Here is a 15,012-nt window from a genome sequence, read left to right on the forward strand (position 1 = left end):
TGGTATCGCCGGTTCTAACCGGCGATACCACTCACGACCCCCGGCCAGGCCGAAGACCTCACCAAATCGAGGTGCCCGACACCGGCTTGAAGCGGGCCTGGAAGAACCGCAGGTGGTCTGGTTCGTAGGCGAACTCCAGGCCGTGCGCGATGCGGTCACGGTCCTGATGGACCCGGATGAGACAGTCCGCGACCACGTCCATGTGGGCACGCGTGTAGACCCGGCGCGGCACGGCCAGCCGCAGGAACTCCAAGTGCGGGAACCGGTTCTCGCCGGTGACCGGGTCGCGCCCGGCCGACACTCCGCCTCGTTCGACGCCGCGGATCCCGGCGTCGACGTAGACGGCGGCGGCCAGCGTCTGTGCCGCGAACTGCGTGCGGGGGATATGCGGCAGCGCGGCGGTCGCGTCGACGCAGACGCAGTGGCCGCCGATCGGATGGATGATCGGCACCCCCTCGGCGTCCAGCCGCCCGCCGAGATACTCGAGTTGCGCGACCCGCGCGCCGATGTGCGCCTCGTCGACGGACTCGGCGATCCCGGCCGCGATGGCTTCCATGTCCCGCCCGGCCATCCCGCCGTAGGTGTGCAGCCCCTCGTAGAGCAGCACGAGCCCGCGAGCCTGCTCGGCCAGCACCGGATCGCGCAAGCCGATCCAGCCGCCGATGTTGGCGAGGGAATCCTTCTTCGCCGACATCACCGCGCCATCGGTCGGCGCGCACAAGGCGAGCAGGATCTCCGCGAGCGAACGGTCGCCCCAGCCGGGTTCGCGCTGCTTGACGAACCAGGCGTTCTCGACCGCGCGTGCCGTGTCGAGGAACACCGGGATCCCGTGCGCGTGCGCCAGCGCGCAGGCTTCGGTCAGGTTCGCGACGCTGATCGGCTGCCCGCCCGCCATGTTGACGGTGGCGGCGAGCGAGACGTACGGGATCAGGTCGGCGCCGAACTCGGCGATGACGGCACGCAGCTTGCCGAGGTCCACATTGCCCTTGAACGGCAGGTCGGCTTTCGGGTCCTCGGCCTCGTCGACGATGACGTCGTGGAAGGTCGCGCCGTTGAGTTCCTGATGCGCTCTGGTGCTCGGGAAGTACATGTTGCCGGGGATGTGCGTGCCCGGCCGGATCAGGCAGCGCGACAGGATGTTCTCCCCGCCGCGCCCCTGGTGGACCGGGATCACGTGCTCGTAGCCGTAGAACCTGTGCACGGCCTCCTCGAACACGTAGAAACTCCGCGCGCCCGCGTAGGCTTCGTCGCCGCGCATCAGCGCCGACCACTGCCGATCCGACATCGCGCTCGTCCCGGAATCGGTGAACAGGTCGATCGCGACGTCTTCGGAGCGCAGCAGGCACGGGTTCCAGCCCGCGTCGCGGATGGCCTGCTCGCGGTACTCCCGCGTGGTGGCCTTGATCGGCTCGACCATCTTGATACGCCAGGGTTCCGGCGGATAAGCGATCATGTTCAACACACCTTGTCCCGCAGTAGCAGACGGTTCAGCAGCGGACCGGTCATCGCGGTGGTCACCAGCGCCATCACGACCATCGCGGCGTAGCAGCCGCTGTCGATGACACCGAGGTCCAGCCCGATGCTGAGGAAGACGAGTTCGGTGACGCCCCTGGTGTTCATCAGCGTCGCGAACACCGCCGCCGCACGCCTCGGCTCACCGGCGGCCCGCGCGCCGAGGTAGGCGCCGCCGGACTTGCCGAGCACCGCGATCGCGATGATGGCGACGGTTTCGACGGCCAGCAGCGGGGTGATCCCGCCGAGTTCGACCTTGCGCCCGATGAGCACGAAGAACAACGGCACCAGCACCGAGCCGACCGGTTCGGCGACGGTGGTGGACCGGCCGACCGCGACCCCGGCGAGGAACGCGCCGAGCGCGGCGTGCAAGCCGATGGCGTCCGTCGCGGCGGCGCTCAGGCAGGCTATCGGGATCACCACCGTGACGGGCCGGGAAAGACGCGACAGCAGTGCGCTGAACCACGGCCTGGAAAGCCAATACAGGCCAAGGAGAACGGGCACGATCAACGCGAGCGTCCACACGCGACTCCCGCGCAGCGAGCCCGCGACGAACGCGAGCACGGTCCAGGCGAGCGCGTCGGTGATCGCCGCCGCGCTGAGTGCCCGTCTCCCGTCCGCACTGCCGAGCATGCCGCGCTCGGTCAGAATCCTTGCCAGCACTGGGAAAGCGGTGACCGCCATGGCCGCGGCCGCGAACAGCACGAACATCGCGCGCCCGGCGGGCGCGTGCCGTTCCGCCAGCCAGATCGCGAGCAGCGCGCCGAGTGCGAACGGCACCAAGGTGGCGCCGAGCGCGGGTACCAGCGCCGTCTTGACCGACCGCACGGACGGCGCGAGCCCGGTGCCCGCGCCGAACAGGAACAGGATCAGGCCGACTTGGGCGAGCGCGTCGAGTGTGCCGCCCACCTGGGCGGGCACCCGCCAGCCCGCCGCGCCGATCACCAGCCCGCACGCGATCTCGCCGACGACTGCAGGCTGGCCCAGTTTCGCCGCCAGTGAGCCGAAAACCCTGGCCAGGCCCAGTAACACGGCCAGCGCGGCGAGCAGGATCGCCAGCTCAGTCATCGGGCATCAGCCACCGGCGGCCATCCGGTGCGGCGACCAGCCCGCCGGGGAACATCGGCGGCTCCGCGCCCGCGGCTTCGCCGAGGAGCCCGCGCAGTTGCAGCTGCGCGCCTTCCGCGAGCACGTCGCCGAGCAGGTGCCGGGAGAAGTCGGTCGAGGTCACCCCGCCGACGAGATCGACGAAGGCCGCGTCCGCGCTCCCGGCCTGCCCGGTGAGCTTGCGTGCCTCCCCGAAGTACGCGTGCTCGTCGCTGTGCTGGTGATAGAAGGTGATGAGGAAGTCCCTGAACAACCCGAATTCCCGGCGGTAGCGGGCTTCGAATTCGAGGAAGCACCGGTTCTCGTCGACGAGCCCGGCCAGTGTCGAGTTGATCGATCTGGCCGCCAGCAGCGCGCTGTAGGTGGCGAGGTGCACCCCGGAGGAGAACACCGGGTCGATGAAGCAGGCGGCGTCGCCGATCAGCGCCAAGCCGGGTGACCACAGCACGGTCCGGTCGTAGGAGTAGTCCTTGCGGACGCGAAGCCGGTCATACGGCGCTTCCGTCGCACGGCGTGCGTCGCGCAGGAAGTCCTTGATCAGCGGGCACGCGCCGATCAGCTCGGCGTAGGCGCGTTCAGGGTCGCCCTGCACCTTGGCGGCGGATTCGCGTTTGACGACCGCGCCGACACTCGTCAGCGTCGCCGACAGCGGGATGTACCAGAACCAGCCATCGGCGAACGACGCGCAGACGATGTTGCCGGAATTGGGTTCCGGCACCCGATGCCCGTCGAGGAAATACCCGAACAGCGCCAGGTTGCGGAAGAACGGCGAGTACTCGCGCCTGCCACCCGCGTCGTTGTGGATGCGGCTGCCATGCCCGGAGGCGTCCACCACGAACCGTGCGGTCGACAGCCGCTCGTGCCCGGTGTCGTCGGTGTAGCGGACCCCGTTGACCCGCCCGCCGGTCTTCACCGTGCCGAACGCGCGGTGTCCTTCCCGAAGCTCGACACCGACCCGTCGCGCGTTGTCCAGCAACATCTTGTCGAACCGGGTGCGCTCGACCTGATAGGCGTACGAGGTCGGACCGGCCATCCGGTCGGAGGCCGCGAAACTGAACGTCCACGGCTCGGGGTTGGTGCCCCACTGGAAGATCCCGCCGCGTTTGCGGACGAAGCCCGCGTCCAGTATCTCCTCGCGCAGGCCGAGCAGTGCGCAGATCCCGTGGATCGTGGCGGGCAGCAGCGACTCGCCGATCTGGTAGCGCGGAAACGATTCCTTGTCGAGCAACAACACCCGATGGCCGTCCAGCGCGGTCAGCGCCGCCACCGTCGATCCGCCGGGCCCACCCCCCACGACGATCACGTCGTAGTCGTTCATTTCTTCACATTCCTTCCACCAGCTCGGCGAGCTGGGCGACCGTGGGCCGGAGCAGGACATCGCGCAGGGTGCAGCGCACCCCGCACGCACGCAGGCGGCCGGCGAGCACCGCGGCGGTCAGGCTGTGCCCGCCGAGTGCGAAGAAGTCGCTGTCCGCGGTCACCGCTGGCACCCCGAGCACGTCCCGGAACAGGCCAGCGACCAGGTCTTGCGACGGCGTGAGCACACCCAAGCGCGCGGGGACATCGGGCCGGAGCGCGGCGCGGTCGACTTTGCCGTTGGGCCCGAGCGGCAACGCGTCGAGCGCGATGACCGCGGACGGCACCAGGTAGTCGGGCAACAGCAGGCGCAGCAGCCGATGCAGGTCCTCGGCGGTGTCGTGGTCGAGCACGACGTAGGCGATCAGCCTGTCGGCGTCGGCTTGGACGACCGCCTGCCGCACGCCAGGCAGTTTCAGGACGGTGTGCTCGACCGCGCCGGGTTCGACGCGGTGGCCCCGGATCTTGACCTGATCGTCGAGGCGCCCCAGCCATTGCAGCCTCGCGTCGGGCAGGCAGCGGCACAGGTCACCGGTCCGGTACGAGCCGGCCACGAACTTCTCGGCGGTCAGCTCCGGCTTGCCGAGATAGCCGAGCGCGACGCAGTCACCGCTGATCAGCAGCTCGCCGGGCACACCGACCGGCACCGGCCGCAGCCCGGCGTCGACCACTTGTGCGCTGGTGTTGCCGATCGGCACACCGATCGCGGGCGAGTCGTACCGGTCCACCCGGCAGGCGGTGGTGAACACCGTGCACTCGGTGGGCCCGTACAGGTTGACCGGCACCAGATCCGGCACGGCGCGCAGCCGCGACCACAGCGTCTGGCTGACGGCCTCGCCACCCATCAGCAGCAGCCGCGGCCGGATCTCACCGTCGAGCAGGCCGGCGCGGATCAACGCCGACACATGCGCGGGCACGGCTTCGACGACCGACAGCCGGTGGTCCCTGATGAAGCGCAGATACAGCTCGGGATCGGCGCGGACGTCGGTGGGCACCAGGTGCACCTCATGGCCGCCGACCAGCCACAGCAGCGGATTCCACGACGCGTCGAAGGCGAACGGCATCCCGTGCGCGACCCGCTGCCTGCCCCGGCGCAGCCGGAAGAACCGGGCGGCGAGTTCGCGATGGAGGTTGACCAGACTCCGGTTGCCGACCACGACCCCTTTGGGGCGCCCGGTGGAACCCGAGGTGTAGATGACGTAGGCGGGGCCGTCCGGTGGCGTCACTGGAAGCGGCGTCGTCGCGTGGCGCGCGAGCTCGGCTTGCCAGTTGTCCGGCGACAGCACCACATCGGCGCGTGCGGCGAGTGCCGTGACATCGGTCAGCAGTACGGCAGGCTTGGCGTCGTCGAGGATCGTGTCGAGGTGCGCGGCGGGCTGACCGGGATCTATCGGCAGGTAGATCGCACCGGCCTTGGCGACCGCGAACAGACCGAGTATCGCTCGCACCGACCGCTGCATCGCGCACGCGACGACCGTGCCTCGCCTCGCTCCAGCCTCGCGGAGCGAGTGGGCGAGCCGTGTGCTCCACAGATCGAGGTCGCCGAACGACCAGGCGACCTCGTCGGCGACCAGTCCGATCAGGGCGGGCTCGGTGCGGGCCAGTGTCGTGAACGGTTCCCACCAGTGGCCGCGCGGCAATCGCCGGACCGGCCCGGTCAGCGTGGACAGGCCGGTCATCGCACCGGCTCGATCGCACGCCAGAATTCGCTGCCATGCCCCGGTTTGAGCAGGTCGAGGTGACCGCCGGGAACGAGCGAGGCCCGAAAGGGTCCGGTGGTCCAGCGCCGCCAGGCGTCGGTGGCGTCATCGGTGCCGGCGGGATCGTCGGCTCCGCACAACGCGATGAGCGGGCACGACACCGTGCCATCGGCCGGGCCGCGATATTTTTCCATCAACCGCATGTCGTCGCGGAGCAATCCCAACGCGTAGTCGTGGACCTCGGGCGGCACCAGGCCGTCACGGTCGAGCAGCCGGGTCAGTTCCCGGTCGGTCCACGGGCGGCCGCTTCGCACCCGTCGTTGCGGCGCGATGGCGCCGACCACGACCAGCGCGGCGGGTTCCGCGCCACAACGGGCGAACGTCCGCCGCGTCACTTCCAACGCGAGGAAAGCACCCATGCTGAAGCCCGCCAGCATTGTCCGCGTGACACCGTTTTCGCCGAATCGGCCGACGAATTCGCCGGTGAGCTGCTCGGCGAGTTCTTCGAGTGTCGCGGGCGGTTGTTCGGCTATCCGGTCGCCCCTGCCCGGATACTCGGCGCCCCAGACGGCGTGCGCCGTAGCGAATTCCCGCAGTGTGCCGACCGTGCCGCCGGCGGGTGGCAGAAAAAGATAACGTCGTTCACCATCGGCAGTCGAGAGCTGCCTGAGCGCAGGCGTCATCGCGCCATCCTCTCCGGGTCCGCATGGGATGGAATGGGGATTCCGGCCGTCGACGGTCGCTGTTAGATGAAAGGCGTAAACTGCACTGGGACGCCATAACAGCGATTTAGAATGGGTTCGTCGGCCGTATTTTTTTCATATTTGCGACGCCAGCGGGTCCTCGCCTCTCCGCCCGTCACCGTGATGTTGAGGTAATGGGAAAGATTACGACGTGAGCAGGGCGTGGAGGGTAACGGATTGGTAGCAACGGTTTTCTACCTCAACTGGGTGAGGTGGGCACGAGCAGCTCGCCGACGAGCAGGTTCAACGAAGTCCACGGCTGCGTGGCGACGACGTCTTCGCCGACCGGTAGGTCATCGCGCCAATTAATGCGGCGACGGCCACGGCTACGAGGTAACCCAGTGCGAGATTGGCACCGGTATCCCTGACGGGTGGCAATACGAGCGCGAACACCACGACCACACCGACAAGAATTGTCCGCGCTCGACCAACGGGAACGGCCGCTGCCAGCGGTACCACGGCCCACAGCAGATACCAGGGCTGCACACTCGGCGCGCACACGACGACCACCGCCATGCCCAAACCGAGCACGGGCGGAGAACTGATCCACCCCTGCCATTGCCGCCACAGCAACACTGTCACAGCCGAAACGGCCAGCGCCGCGCCAATCGCTTTGCCCACACCGAAGAGTGAGCCATCGGCGAACCCCGGCCAGTTCGTCGGAGCCAGCCAGCTCGGGACCGAGCTTGACGTCGCGAGTGTGCGCACCCAGCCGAATCCTCCGGCCCAGGAAGCGAGTGCGGTGATCGCCGCGAGCGTTCCCAGCGTGGTCAGCGTTCCGAACACCGGCCGCCGCTTGGCCAGTTCGACACCCGCGACGGCCACCGCGACGATCGCGGTCACCTTCACGTTGGCGGCCAGGCAAAGCAGCGGCATCCCCAGTGCCGCCCCGGCGAGCACCAGCTCGAAGCCCGCCAACGCCAGCCCGACCATCAGCGCGTCATTGTGCCCGCCGCCGACGAAATGCCACAACACCAACGGATTCAGCACGCTGAGCCACAGCGCGCTCTCGGCAGGCACGCTCATGCGCGTGGCGAGTCTCGGCACCGCCCAGATGATGAGCGCGATCCCGCCGAGAGCGAGAAGTCGACAAAGCGTCACTCCGATGTGGACATCGCCGTCGGAGACGGTCACGATGAACCGCTCGATGAGCGTGAACACCGGCCCGTACGGCGACGGTGTCTCCTGCCAAAACGGGCTGACCAAGCTCGTCAGCGGAGTGTGCTGGCCGAGCGCGGCAGGCCCGGTCGCGTAAGGATCGAGTCCGCGCCGCGCGAGTTCCCCTTGTGCCAGATAGCTGTAGAGGTCTCCGCTGAGGAACGGCGGCACGAACAGCAGCGGCGTGCCCCAGAGCGCGAGTGTCCACAGTGTCCGGCGACGGCTCGGCTGCCGTCGCCCGAGCAGCAGCCAAGCGGTCACGACCACGGCCATGCCGGTCAGGCCGACGGCGGGTGTGTCGAAGACGCCGTGCGCGACCAGGACGACCACCAGCGTCCCGGCAAGCCCGAGCGACGCCACGGAGAGATCACCCGATCGGACGGACTTCACTGCCGATGACCTCACTCCGGTTTCGTGGGAAGAGCCGCGAACCTCGCCGCTTCCCGCGGATGCTGGTCCCAGTAGGCGGACGGAACACGTGCCATCGCCGCAAGCAGGTCGCCGGGGTACATGTCGCCCTCGGCGAGTGGGTTCTGCTCGAGTTCGGCCAGTGCCATCGGCACGACCACCGCGAGCCCCACACCTTGCGCCACCAGGATCCGGAGGTCTTCGACGGTGAACGTCTCGATCGGCTTGCGGCGCAGCAGGTGAACGGTTTCCATCAACCGCGTCGCGTCCGTGGGAAGTTCGCCCCAGCTGTCGTTTTCGATGGATTCGAGCGTCATGCGCGCCAGGCTATTGGTTTGCGAAGAGCACCGTCGGTGAGAAAACTCGTCCCATGACCTTTGAGGACCTGCTCGCCGAAGCCGAGGCCGAACCCGTCGAAGGCTGGGACTTCTCCTGGTTCGACGGCCGCGCGACCGAGGAACGCCCGTCGTGGGGTTATTCCCGGCTGCTCGCGGACCGGATGTCCCAGGCTCGTGCCGGGCTCGACCTGCAGACCGGCGGTGGCGAGGTGCTCGCGGAGATCCCGAGTCCGCCGTCCACACTCGTCGCGGCCGAGACCTGGCCGCCCAACGCCGCGATCGCCGCGGCGAACCTCCGTCACCTCGGCGGCAAGGTGGTGCTGGTCACCGAAGGCGGCGGCCTGCCGTTCGCGGACGGCACGTTCGACCTGGTCACCAGCAGGCACCCGACGGCGCTGCCGTGGCCGGAGATCGCCCGCGTGCTCGCTCCGGGCGGCACCTTCCTGGCCCAATGCGTCGGCCACGGCTCGAACCGCGAGCTGAGCGAAGCCATGATGGGCCCGCTCCCGCCTGCACACGAACGGGCGGCTCTTGAATCGTCCACCAGTGCGACGGCGGCGGGCCTGACCGTCGTGGACGCCCGAGAGGAGTGGACGCGCGTCGAGTTCTTCGACATCGGCGCCGTGGCCTACTTCCTGCGCAAGGTGTTCTGGACGGTCCCGGACTTCACGATCGACCGCTACCGCACCCGCCTCGCCGGTCTTGACCAGCGCATACGTGCCGAGGGCCGGTTCGTGGCACACTCCCGCCGCTACCTCATCGAGGCACGCAAACCCGCCTAGCGGCGGTCGTCGTCGAGCTCGTCTCGGAAGATGGCGTCGAGCCGCCGGTTCGCCCTGTTCAGGGTGTGAAATCCGGCACGCAGCAGCAGGACGGCGGTGGTGAAGACCACCATCCCCAGGCCGATGGCCGTGGAGTGCGTCATCAAAGCCTCCCGATGCTGGTGCGCGAGGTACCCGAGGGCGGCACCCGCGGTGAAGGCGTCGAGCAGGGCGAGTTTGACCGTGGCTTGGCTTCGCGTGGTGGTTTCCGGGGCAGGCATAGGCACCATCCAGGCGACGCGGCGTCATTGAAACTTAGACGAATCCCGCCCGGATGAACTCGGAGACAACCTGTTTGGCCTACTGCGTCCGCGCTGGTGGCACATTGTGATAGCTTGAAACCAACTGGGAATCGTATGCAATCGCAAACGCGCGGGGGAGCCACCTGGTTCCTCCTGTGCCCAGGGCCGGTAGCTCAGTTGGTTAGAGCAGGGGACTCATAATCCCTTGGCCGTCGGTTCGAGCCCGACCCGGCCCACCACGTGGTTTCCGCATGCCGGTAACCCGCTTGACGCTCTCGCGGGTCCCGTGCTGAAGTGGCGCCAGCGTCGCAGTGCACCCGGCAAGCGGACCGCCGCGGGCATGGAGGCGCCGAAACCTGGGATATCTCTTTGACCGACGACACTGCCCGCCTCACGGCGTTCGGCAACCAGCTCATCCAAGTCCACATCTGGCTCCGCGACCAGCTCGCCCGCCTCCGCGCCAACGCCGAGTCCGGCCTGCCTCGCGAACTGCGCGCCCACTGCCTGACCTTCTGCTCGGCACTCACCCGCCACCACACCGGCGAGGACGCCGGCGCCTTTCCCGCGCTGGCCGAGCAGTTCCCCGAACTGAAGCCGGTGCTCACCGAACTCGAGAACGATCACGAGATCGTCGCGGGGATCATGCGGCGCCTCGAGGAACTGTTCGATCGGGACGCGGACGCGGCCACGATCAGCCGGGAGCTCGACGGGCTGACCGCGTTGCTGGAGTCCCACTTCTACTACGAGGAGAAGAAGATCGTGGCGGCGCTGAACGCGCTGACCTGGAGTGGGCCGAAACCCGAGTTCCTGCGGACGGACGACTGAGACTCCCTAAGGCATTGGGCGACGCGAATCCATCGCATCACCCTGCGGCGCCGCGGCCAGCGCAGGTGAGGGCCCCCTTCACCCAGCCAGCTTTGGTGAAGGGGGCCCTCACTAAACCCAGCTTCGGGGTCCCGGCAATGTCCAGCGAGCGTCCACAGAGGACTCAAGCCGCCAACTTTTGTCCAGCATTGTCGCTTTGCGTGACCTTTCGCGCTGCCTGGACGGAACGAACGGGGCTTATGTGTCGCTGAGCGTTGCATAAGTGGCGTTTGTGCGTTCAGCCGACACGAGATGGGTGACTTTGGCGGAGCCCTGAAACCCAGCGTGGGGAAGGAGGCCGTCGGCAGCACTCACGAACCCGGCCGCACCACCCCATGCTCATAAGCCAGCACAACGGCATGAGCCCGGTCCCGAGCCCCGATCTTCACAAGCAGCCGCGAGACATAAGTCTTCACCGTAGCCAGGCTCAGCCCGAGCTCGTCCGCGATCTCGGCATTCCCCAGTCCCCGAGCCACCAACCCGAGCAGCCGGCCATCCACAGTGGACAGATCAAGTGAAGCTGCCCGTGGCAGCGAAGAAGAAACCGCATCAAGCAGCCGTCGCGTAACGGACGGCGAGAGCAAAGCCTGCGCCCGCAGCGACGGCCCTAACAGCCTCGAGCACCTTCTCAGGCGACGTGTCCTTCACCAGAAAGCCGCTCGCCCCAGCGCGCAATGCCTCGTAAACGTACTCATCCGTATCAAATGTCGTAAGGACCAGCACCCGCGAGTCAATCCGCCGAGCCGCCTCGATCCCGTCCATCCCCGGCATCTGAATATCCAGCAGCACCACATCGGGCGACAGCGAGGCCGCGGCCGAAACGGCCTCCACACCAGAAGCAGCCTCGCCGACCACGGTCATGTCCGCCGCGCTGTCCACGATCATCCGCAGCCCCATCCGCACGATCGGCGCGTCGTCGCAGATCAGCACGCTGATCACCGGACCTCCAACGGCACTGTCGCCCGCACGGCCCACCCGCCCGGTTCCGGCCCGGCCGACAGCTCGCCGCCCAGCAGCCGCGCGCGTTCCCGCATCCCGGCGATACCGTGTCCCGCACCCGGCAACGACCCGGTGCCAGTGTCGGTGATCGCCAGCTCGACCACGCCGTCCATAGCCCGGATCTCGACGAAAGCGGTCGCGTTTCCCGCATGCCGCAACGTATTCGTCAAAGACTCCTGCACGATCCGATACGCGGCGACGTCCACCGCGAACGGGAGTTCCGGGACAGCGCCCACCGTCACGGGCAACCCCGCCGCGGACATCCGCGCGACCAGCGCGGGCAGGTCCGCGAGCGTAGGCGGAGACTCGGAGTCGCCCGCGCGCAACGCGCTCAGGAGCCGGCGGGTCTCGTCCATGCCACGGCGGCCCGAACGTTCGATCTCGGCGAGCGCGCGCACCGCGTCGTCCTGCTTGGTGGCCAGCCGGGCGCCGCCCGCCAGTACGACCATTCCGCTCATCGTGTGCGCGAGCATGTCGTGCAACTCGCGGGCGATGCGTGAGCGTTCCTCGGCGACAGCTTGCCCGCGCACGGCCTCGCGCTCGCGGGCCAGGCGCTCGGCGCGATCCTCCAACGTCGTGAGATACGCCTGCCGCAGCCGATGGCCGCGACCGAGCAGCCACGCCGTCGTCACGTACGCGACGACGAACACCAGGCCGATCGCCAAGCCATCGCGGCCGCGACCGGCGGCGTTGTGGGTGATCAGCGCGATGACCCCGGTGGTGCCGAGCACCACCGCGATCCCGGCGTAAGCGGCGTGCCGTGGCTTGGCGAACGCCGGTGCGCCGTACAGCGCGATCCACCCGAGGAACAGCAGCGGGTCCGCCCATTCCAGCCGCCAGCCGACGCCGACGATCAGCGCGGATCCGATTACCGCCAGCGTGAGCAACGGGAAACGGCGGCGCCACAGCAGCAGCACGCAGCCCGCGACGATGGCGATCACGGCCGTCCATCGTGACCCGTACACCGCCAGCAGTCCCACGGCGAGACCGGCCGAGAGCAGCCGGTCCCGTGCTTCGGTCCCCATGCGCACGAGCGTAGAGGTTGACGGCCGCGATCAACTCCGGGTGATTCCCCGGGAAACCTCAGGGTGATGTGCTCGCCCGGTCCGGCTTCCTAGCCTGGCCGCAGCCAACACAGGGGAGAACCGGGATGAAGAAACTCTTGGCCATCGGGCTGGCCGCGCTGAGCATGGTGCCGTCGGCCGCCGCCGCGGGGGAGACGCGGGCCATCGGGGTCGGCGACGTCGTGCAGTTCCGCCGGATCGTCGAGACGAGGCCGGCGCCGGACGGGCGGCGCGCGGCCATGGTCGTCACCGAACCGTCGGTCGACGGCAACACCGTGACCAGCCGGATACTGGTCACCGATGGGGGAGACACCAGGACGGTGACCACCGCGAGCGGCCGGATCGCGAATCTGCGCTGGTCACCGGACGGCGGCTCGCTCGACTACCTCGCGCCGCTCGACGGTGCGGACGAGATCTGGCGGGTCTCCGCCGCCGGCGGGAAGCCGGGCAAGCCGGTCGACTTCGCCGGGCCGGCCGTCGAAATCGGCGGTAAGCACGAGCCGTTCCGGCTGGCCAACGTCCCGCCGCACCAGGCGAAGATCCTCGCCTTCGAATGGTCGCCGGACGGCCGGAACCTCGCGTTCACCACGCCCCGGCCCGGTGGCAGGCCGGTCGACGACGGTGTCGCCTTCGACGACCGCGCCATGGACCTGCGCACGCTCGAGACCGGCGAGTACGACCTGGTGAAGAACGGCCTCTGGCTTTTCGACGCCAGGACCGGCCGCACGAATCACGTGGTCGACTCGGTCATGGGCCCGGTCGCCGCACCCGGCAAACCCGGTATGGCGTGGTCACCGGACAGCGGCAAGCTCGCCTTCGTCACCCGCGAAACCCAGCAGCCCACCGACAACCGGGACACTTTGCGGCTGCTCGAGACCGCGTCCGGCAAGGTATCCACAGTGGACACTGGTGGCGCGCGCGTGCTGACCGCGTGGTCGCCGGACAGCCGGTCTGTCCTCGCCGCCAAGCAGGACCAGCTGCTCGCGTTTCCCGGCGGCGCGGTCGTCGCGACACTGCCTGCCCGGTCTCGGATCTCGGGTAGTGCCTGGTGGCTGGGGGATCGCGTGTTCGCCGAGCTGGCGGACGGCCGTCGCGAGTCGCTCTTCGTCGCACCACAAGCGGGCATGCTCACGCCGGTGTCCACAGTGGATGGAACACTGGCCACTTGTGCGCTGGGCGTGGCCGCCTTCTGTGTCAGGGAAAGCGCATCGACCCGGCCGCGACTGTCCCTTGTCGACCTGAAGACCGGCGCGACCCGAGAGGGTTTCGACCCGAACCCCGGGTTCAGCCGGATCCGGCTCACCACGCCCGAACCGACCGCGACCGGCTACCGGCTCGTGCCGGAGACGTGTCGCCGGACGCGCTGCCCGGCCGTGGTGATCACCCACGGGTACGACGCCACCGAGCGGTTCATGCCCGACGCCAACGAATGGCAGTACCCGTCGCAGGTGTTCGCGGCCAAGGGCTACGTCGTGCTGCTGGTCAACGAAACGCCAGGTGTCCAGGATCCGGTGCCGACCATGGAAGCGGCGGTCCGCGACTGCGAGTTCGCCGACCAGGCACGGGCCGGCATCATGGGCTACAGCCGCGGCGCCTTCGTCGCCGAGGAGGCGATCACCCGATCGACGGTCTTCAAGGCGGCGTCCGCGGGCGACGGTGGCAGCCCGTCGCTCATCGAGGGCTCCGGCCAGACAGCCGAACACGTCAACGCGCCGCTGCTGCAGCAGGTCGGACCGGCCGCGGGGTGGCTGACGCTCAGCATCCACCAGTTCGTGAAGAGCAAGAACATGCCGTCGGAGCTGATGCTGTTCGGCGGCGAGACGCACATCTTCCATCAGCCGAAACACCGCGCGAGCGCGATGGAGCAGAACCTTGCCTGGTTCGATCGCTGGCTGCGAGGGTAAAAATACCGGGGCAACGCCACATGATTAATCGCGGTCAAGGCAATTCTGGTAATAAGACTGGATTTCCACCGAATGGCCGCTGTCCGAGTCAGTGACTCACCGGGTCAAATAAGCGCGCCTTGGAATTCACGACAGGGGAGGCCCCGGGAAATGTCAGCTGTACACAGGATCGGACGCCTGCTGCGCCGGACGGCCTTCGCCGCGGTCGCGGTGGGTGCGCTGCTCGGAAGCAGTCTTTCCGCAGCTCAGGCCACAGTGGAGGACCTCGACAACACCTGGCAGTGCTCGGTGCCTGGCGGCTACACCTATGACCAGGTGCAGAGCCAGCTCGGTGTCTGCAGTCCGAGCGGTTTCGCCAACAGTTATCACCTGAGAAGGCCGCAGGACAACATCTACGCCTGCACTGTTCCCGCCGGATTCACCTACGACCGGACACAGAGTCAGCTGGCGGTTTGCACGTCCAGTGGTTTCGCGAACAGCTATCACCTGCGCGCGCCGGGTGACAATTTCTACGCTTGTTCCGTGCCGTCCGGTTATACCTATGACCGCGTGCAGAGCCAGCTGGCGGTCTGTACTTCCAGTGGTTTCGCTAACAGCTACAACATCCGTGTCCCGCGCAACAACCTGTGGGCGTGCACCGTGCCGTGGGGCTTCACCTACAGCCAGACGCAGAGCCAGCTCGCCGTGTGCACCTCGAGCGGCTTCGCCACCAGCTACCTGCTGCGCGGCTGATCCTGCAAGCGGGTCGTGAGGTGGGGGGGGGGGGGGAGACCGGCGCGAACAACACCACACCACT

The 15,012-nt window shown here is 68.3% G+C and carries 13 protein-coding genes, 1 tRNA gene and 1 pseudogene; 5 read left to right on the forward strand and 10 right to left on the reverse strand.

The window, feature by feature from the left end:
• Window positions 1–58 precede the first annotated feature (58 nt).
• From ACFV15_RS19415 to ACFV15_RS19445, 7 genes are all read right to left on the reverse strand, one after another.
• On the reverse strand, window positions 59–1,453 hold the full coding sequence (locus ACFV15_RS19415; protein WP_378351866.1) for a tryptophanase: 1,395 nt from the start codon (window positions 1,451–1,453) through the stop codon (window positions 59–61).
• A 2-nt stretch (window positions 1,454–1,455) separates the two neighbouring features.
• Window positions 1,456–2,580 (reverse strand): cation:proton antiporter, encoded by a 1,125-nt coding sequence (locus ACFV15_RS19420; RefSeq protein WP_378351867.1) that lies wholly within the window; start codon window positions 2,578–2,580, stop codon window positions 1,456–1,458.
• Window positions 2,573–3,937 (reverse strand): tryptophan 7-halogenase, encoded by a 1,365-nt coding sequence (locus ACFV15_RS19425; RefSeq protein ID WP_378351868.1) that lies wholly within the window; start codon window positions 3,935–3,937, stop codon window positions 2,573–2,575. Before ACFV15_RS19425 ends, ACFV15_RS19420 begins: the two co-directional genes overlap by 8 nt.
• 4 nt (window positions 3,938–3,941) lie before the next feature.
• Window positions 3,942–5,654, reverse strand: a complete 1,713-nt coding sequence (locus tag ACFV15_RS19430; RefSeq protein WP_378351869.1) for an amino acid adenylation domain-containing protein — start codon at window positions 5,652–5,654, stop codon at window positions 3,942–3,944.
• Window positions 5,651–6,358: a thioesterase II family protein gene (locus ACFV15_RS19435; RefSeq protein ID WP_378351870.1), complete on the reverse strand. Its 708-nt coding sequence runs from the start codon at window positions 6,356–6,358 to the stop codon at window positions 5,651–5,653. Before ACFV15_RS19435 ends, ACFV15_RS19430 begins: the two co-directional genes overlap by 4 nt.
• A gap of 303 nt (window positions 6,359–6,661) precedes the next feature.
• A complete protein-coding gene (gene mptB, locus ACFV15_RS19440; RefSeq protein ID WP_378351871.1) occupies window positions 6,662–7,966 on the reverse strand; it encodes a polyprenol phosphomannose-dependent alpha 1,6 mannosyltransferase MptB in 1,305 nt (434 codons plus the stop codon).
• Window positions 7,967–7,977: 11 nt separating this feature from the next.
• Window positions 7,978–8,301 carry a contact-dependent growth inhibition system immunity protein gene (locus ACFV15_RS19445; RefSeq protein ID WP_378351872.1) on the reverse strand — a complete coding sequence of 108 codons (324 nt, stop codon included), beginning with the start codon at window positions 8,299–8,301 and terminating at the stop codon, window positions 7,978–7,980.
• 53 nt (window positions 8,302–8,354) lie between these two features.
• On the opposite strand from ACFV15_RS19445, the gene ACFV15_RS19450 reads away from it, so the two are divergent.
• Window positions 8,355–9,104, forward strand: a complete 750-nt coding sequence (locus ACFV15_RS19450) for a methyltransferase domain-containing protein (RefSeq protein WP_378351873.1) — start codon at window positions 8,355–8,357, stop codon at window positions 9,102–9,104.
• Here ACFV15_RS19450 and ACFV15_RS19455 read toward each other — a convergent pair.
• Complete coding sequence (locus ACFV15_RS19455; protein WP_378351874.1) at window positions 9,101–9,364, reverse strand: hypothetical protein; 264 nt, start codon at window positions 9,362–9,364, stop codon at window positions 9,101–9,103. The two genes, ACFV15_RS19450 and ACFV15_RS19455, sit on opposite strands and share 4 nt — an antisense overlap.
• Window positions 9,365–9,547: 183 nt before the next feature.
• Between ACFV15_RS19455 and ACFV15_RS19460 the strand changes: the two genes are divergently transcribed.
• Window positions 9,548–9,624 (forward strand) — tRNA-Ile (locus ACFV15_RS19460).
• Between the two features lie 130 nt (window positions 9,625–9,754).
• A complete protein-coding gene (locus ACFV15_RS19465; RefSeq protein ID WP_378351875.1) occupies window positions 9,755–10,210 on the forward strand; it encodes a hemerythrin domain-containing protein in 456 nt (151 codons plus the stop codon).
• Window positions 10,211–10,560: 350 nt separating this feature from the next.
• Here the strand turns inward: ACFV15_RS19465 and ACFV15_RS19470 are convergent.
• Window positions 10,561–11,188, reverse strand: a pseudogene (locus ACFV15_RS19470) (response regulator).
• Window positions 11,185–12,273 (reverse strand): sensor histidine kinase, encoded by a 1,089-nt coding sequence (locus ACFV15_RS19475; protein WP_378351876.1) that lies wholly within the window; start codon window positions 12,271–12,273, stop codon window positions 11,185–11,187. Before ACFV15_RS19475 ends, ACFV15_RS19470 begins: the two are co-directional and overlap by 4 nt.
• 125 nt (window positions 12,274–12,398) lie before the next feature.
• Here ACFV15_RS19475 and ACFV15_RS19480 point away from each other — a divergent pair, with 125 nt between their 5' ends.
• Entirely contained in the window at window positions 12,399–14,216 is a 1,818-nt protein-coding gene (locus ACFV15_RS19480; RefSeq protein ID WP_378351877.1) for a hypothetical protein, read from the forward strand.
• Between the two features lie 150 nt (window positions 14,217–14,366).
• Complete coding sequence (locus ACFV15_RS19485; RefSeq protein ID WP_378351878.1) at window positions 14,367–14,948, forward strand: hypothetical protein; 582 nt, start codon at window positions 14,367–14,369, stop codon at window positions 14,946–14,948.
• Window positions 14,949–15,012: the final 64 nt, after the last annotated feature.

Origin of the sequence: Amycolatopsis sp. NPDC059657, assembly GCF_042734395.1 — a bacterium.
Classification (GTDB): domain Bacteria; phylum Actinomycetota; class Actinomycetes; order Mycobacteriales; family Pseudonocardiaceae; genus Amycolatopsis.